General features: G+C 69.7%; 4 protein-coding genes. 3 read left to right on the top strand and 1 reads right to left on the bottom strand.

Annotation, left to right across the window (positions count from 1 at the left end):
• Nucleotides 1-1,278, bottom strand: a 1,278-nt coding sequence (locus tag ACFTZB_RS43695; RefSeq protein ID WP_378441945.1) for a protein kinase, incomplete at its 3' end; no start/stop codon positions are given.
• Between the two features lie 103 nt (nucleotides 1,279-1,381).
• On the opposite strand from ACFTZB_RS43695, the gene ACFTZB_RS43690 reads away from it, so the two are divergent.
• From ACFTZB_RS43690 to ACFTZB_RS43680, 3 genes are all read left to right on the top strand, one after another.
• Nucleotides 1,382-2,089 carry a nitroreductase gene (locus tag ACFTZB_RS43690; protein WP_378441943.1) on the top strand — a complete coding sequence of 236 codons (708 nt, stop codon included), beginning with the start codon at nucleotides 1,382-1,384 and terminating at the stop codon, nucleotides 2,087-2,089.
• 1 nt (nucleotide 2,090) lies between these two features.
• Entirely contained in the window at nucleotides 2,091-3,233 is a 1,143-nt protein-coding gene (locus ACFTZB_RS43685; RefSeq protein WP_378441941.1) for a class I SAM-dependent methyltransferase, read from the top strand.
• Between the two features lie 163 nt (nucleotides 3,234-3,396).
• Nucleotides 3,397-4,244: Bax inhibitor-1/YccA family protein (locus ACFTZB_RS43680; RefSeq protein ID WP_378441939.1), on the top strand; the 848-nt coding region annotated here is incomplete at its 3' end.

Raw genomic sequence — 4,244 nt, 5'->3', positions numbered from 1 at the left:
GTGCGACAGGAACCACACGACGTTGTTGTCGTCGTTGTCCACCGTCAACCAGGCGACGGCGGCGCCGTCCTCGATGAGGACGTCGCGCCATTGGGCCGCGACGGTACTCTTCCCGAAACCGGCGGGGGCGTGGATGAGCGTCAACCGCCTCCGCTGACCCAGCCGCAGCAGATCCAGGAGGCGGGTGCGCTCCACCAGCGAACGCATCGGGGTCGGCGGCCGGAACCGGGCGGCGGCGCTCGGCGGGGTGGCACCGGACCGGCGCCGGTAGCTGCGACTGCGCCCGGACTGCGAGGACTGCGTGGTCGGCGTCGAGGTGTGCTCGGCGCGCGGGAACTCGTCGGCCGCGGCGGGGAGCGCCATCTCGTCGACGTCGAGGCCGTGCCTGCGCTCGATGTCGCGGAGTTCCTGCCCGAATTCCGCTGCAGATGCGGGGCGGTCGGTCGGTTCCTCGGACATGGCCCGCTCGATGGCAGTGCACACGTCGTCGGGAATGTCCTCGCCCCGCAGATCCGGAACGGGTTGGGTGGCGATGCGGAGAAACTGCGCGACGAGCCGCTCCCCGCTCCGCCGCTCGAACGCGGCATGCCCGGTCAGCAGGCAGAACAGGGCGGCGCCCAGGCTGTACACGTCGGAGGACGCGGACGGCGGGTCGCCGCGCAGGACCTCCGGCGCCGTGAACGCCGGCGAACCGGTGATCATGCTCGACGTGGTCTCGAAGCCCCCCGACACGCGTGCGATGCCGAAGTCCGTGAGCTGCGGTTCGCCGTAACCGGTGAGCAGGATGTTCGCGGGCTTCACGTCGCGGTGCAGCGTGCCGAGGCGGTGCGCCGTCTCGAGGGCGCCCGCCAGCTTCACGCCGATGCGCAGCGTGTCACTCCACGGCAGCGGCCCTTCGCGGCGGATCCAGGCGTCCAGCGAGTTGCGCTGGTGATACGGCATCACGATGTACGGCCTGCCACTGCGCGTCACCCCGGACTGCAGGATGTCGACCACGTGCGGATGCCCCGACAATTTTCCCATCGCACGCTGCTCGCGCAGGAAACGTTCCCGGTCTTCGCCGTCCAGATCGGAGGACAGCACTTTGATCGCGACCGTGCGGTCGAGGGTCGTCTGGAGGCAGCGGTACACGACCCCGAACCCTCCCCGGCCGATCTCGCGGGCGTCGTCGAATCCTTCCGAAGACAGCTCCGCGACGATGTCGGTCACGACGATCCGCTTGGTAGCCTGCGGATCCGAGTCGGTCGGCCCGGAACTGCTTTCCGGGTGTCGTGGCACACTCAATGAAATCACCTTCTCGGTGCACTGACGCCAGCATATCGCGGTCGTGCGACACGGAGAGCGGTGTTCGAGAACGAGTAGACCCGAGGAGAATTCGACGGTGACGGATACCGGCATTGCGACAGCGCGCACGACCCCGGCCGAGCGCACCCTGGCCCAGCTCCTCGACGCGCGAATCAGTTGCCGGGCATACCTGCCCGAGCAGGTGCCGCGCGACGTGATCGCGAGGATCCTCGAACTCGCCCAGCAGACGCCGTCGTGGTGCAACACGCAGCCGTGGCAGGTCGCGATCACCGAGGGGGAGGGCACCGAGCGGTTCCGCGCCGGACTGGCGGACTACGTCCGCACCCATCCGCAGGAATCCGACTTCGACTGGCCCCGCGAATACGTGGGCGAGCACAAACTGCGCCGCCGCGAATGCGCCATGCAGCTTTACGCCAGCGTCGGGATCGCCCCCGGCGACCGGGCCGCGTCCGCCGAGCAGACGATGAAGAACTTCGACCTGTTCGGGGCGCCGCACGTCGCGATCGTCACCACCCACGAAGCGCTCGGCACCTACGGCGCCGTGGACTGCGGCCTGTACGTCGAGACGTTCCTGCTCGCCGCGCAGAGCCTCGGGGTGGCGACCATCCCGCAGGCCGCCGTCGCGGGAAGCTCGCGGTTCATCCATGACTTCTTCGCGCTCGAGGAGGACCGCAGGGTGGTGTGCGCCATCTCGTTCGGGTACCCCGACACCGAGAACCCCGTCAACGGATTCCGCACCCACCGGGAACCCGTCGCCCACGTCGCGCAGTGGGTGTCCCGGTAACGTGCTCGACTCCGAAGTGTTCGACCGGGACGACCTGTTCTCCCGGCTGCGTCGCCGCCCCGACGTCGAGGCCCCCAACCTGACGGCCGTCGACGCCGCCGACCGGCTGATCCTCGACGAGGCCGCGGCCGCCCTGTCCGCCGCGCCTCCCGGGACGCTCACGGTGATCGGCGACCACTACGGCGCGCTCACCCTCGGCGCCGCGGCGGCGCACGGTGCCACCGGAATCCGCGTGCACCAGGACCCGCTGACCGGCGAACGGGCCCTGGCCGCCAACGCCGCGACCGTCGGGCTCGCCGACCGGTACCGGTCGTGCGCGCTCGGCGAGGAACTGCTCGCGGGGGCGACGGTCGTGCTGATGCAGCTGCCGCGGAGCCTCGGCGAACTCACCGAGGTCGCCGAGGCGATCGCCCGCCACGCCGACCCGTCCGTCGTCGTCTACGCGGGCGGACGCAACAAGCACATCTCCACCGCCATGAACGACGTGCTCGGGCGGTCGTTCGCCGACGTCCGCGCCACCCTCGGCAGGCAGAAGTCGCGGGTGCTGATCGCGAGCGGACCGCGGGACTCGGCGCAGCAGACGTACCCCGTCACCGATCATCTCGCCGAGATCGGGCTGGACGTCGTCTCCTACGGGGCGGCGTTCGCCGGCCCCAAACTGGACATCGGGACCCGATACCTCCTCGACTTCCTGCCCCGGGTGAACCCCCGGGCACGGGACGCCGTGGACCTCGGCTGCGGAACCGGCATCCTCGCCGTCAGCCTGGCCCGGCTCCTCCCGGAGGTGTCGGTGATCGCGACGGACCAGTCGTCGGCGGCGGTGGCGTCGGCCGCCGCGACCGCCCGCGCCAACGGTCTCGACGGGCGGGTGTCCACCCTGCGCGACGACGCCATGTCCACCCTCGCGACCGACAGCCAGGACGTCGTCCTGTGCAACCCGCCGTTCCACGTGGGCGCGGCCGTCCACACCGGTGGGGCGTCGAAGATGTTCGCCGAAGCCGGGCGCGTGCTCCGGCCCGGTGGCGAGTTGTGGACCGTGTACAACTCCCACCTCGGATACCGCGGCCGGTTGCAGCGGCTCGTCGGCAGAACCGACGTGGTCGGGCGGAATCCCAAATTCACGGTCACCCGGTCGGTGGCCTGACCGCCACGCCGACCGGCCTCGTCTGGCGAGTGTCCCGGCGGCACCGGTAGAGTCCGAATTGTCCGACCCGAAAGCGACGAACGGGAACTTGCGACGGGTGCCGGACGTTCAACGTACAAGACACCCGGATCCACCCGGCGAGCCACGAGAAGGGATGTGCACGGTGCGCACCACCAGTAACCCGGTGTTCCGCAACCTGCCCAAACAAGAGGGCAGCGGCGGATACGCCTCGTTCGGATCTACGACGGCCGGCGCCGCGCAGGTCACGCAGCAGTTCGGTCAGCCGCAGTACACGCAGGCCGAGCCCTACCGGACGGGTCCCGACCACCGTTCGATGACCATCGACGACGTCGTCACCAAGACGGGCGTCACGCTCGGCGTGCTCACGGTGTCGGCGATCATCTCCTACTTCCTGGTGAGCAACGACGCGAACCTCGCGGCCCCGCTCGTCATCGGCGGCGGCCTCGTCGGTCTCGTACTGGTCCTCGTGGCCACGTTCGGCCGCAAGATGGACAACCCGGGCATCGTCCTCGCCTACGCGGTCGCGGAGGGCCTGTTCCTCGGTGCGCTGTCGTTCATGTTCACCGACGTCACCTTCGGCGGAGTCGGCGGTGCGGCGCTCATCGGGCAGGCCGTGCTCGGCACGTTCGGCGTGTTCTTCGGCATGCTCGTCGTCTACAAGACCGGCGCCATCCGGGTCACACCCCGCCTGACGCGGATGATCATCGGCGCCCTCATCGGTGTCGTCGTCCTCGCATTGGGCAACCTGATCGCCAGCTTCTTCATGGACGGTGGCTTCGGCCTCCGCGACGGCGGTCCCGTGGCGATCATCTTCAGCCTCGTCTGCATCGGCATCGCCGCGTTCAGCTTCCTGCTGGACTTCGACGCCGCCGACCAGCTGATCCGCGCCCAGGCGCCGGAGAAGGCAGCGTGGGGCGTCGCCTTCGGCCTCACCGTCACCCTGGTGTGGCTGTACGTCGAGATCCTGCGACTGCTGAGCTACTTCAACAG

It is taken from the genome of Rhodococcus sp. NPDC057014, assembly GCF_042673295.1.
GTDB lineage: Bacteria > Actinomycetota > Actinomycetes > Mycobacteriales > Mycobacteriaceae > Rhodococcus_F.
Note: the sequence above shows the minus strand (reverse complement) of the source record. Positions and strands in the feature narration are given on the sequence as shown.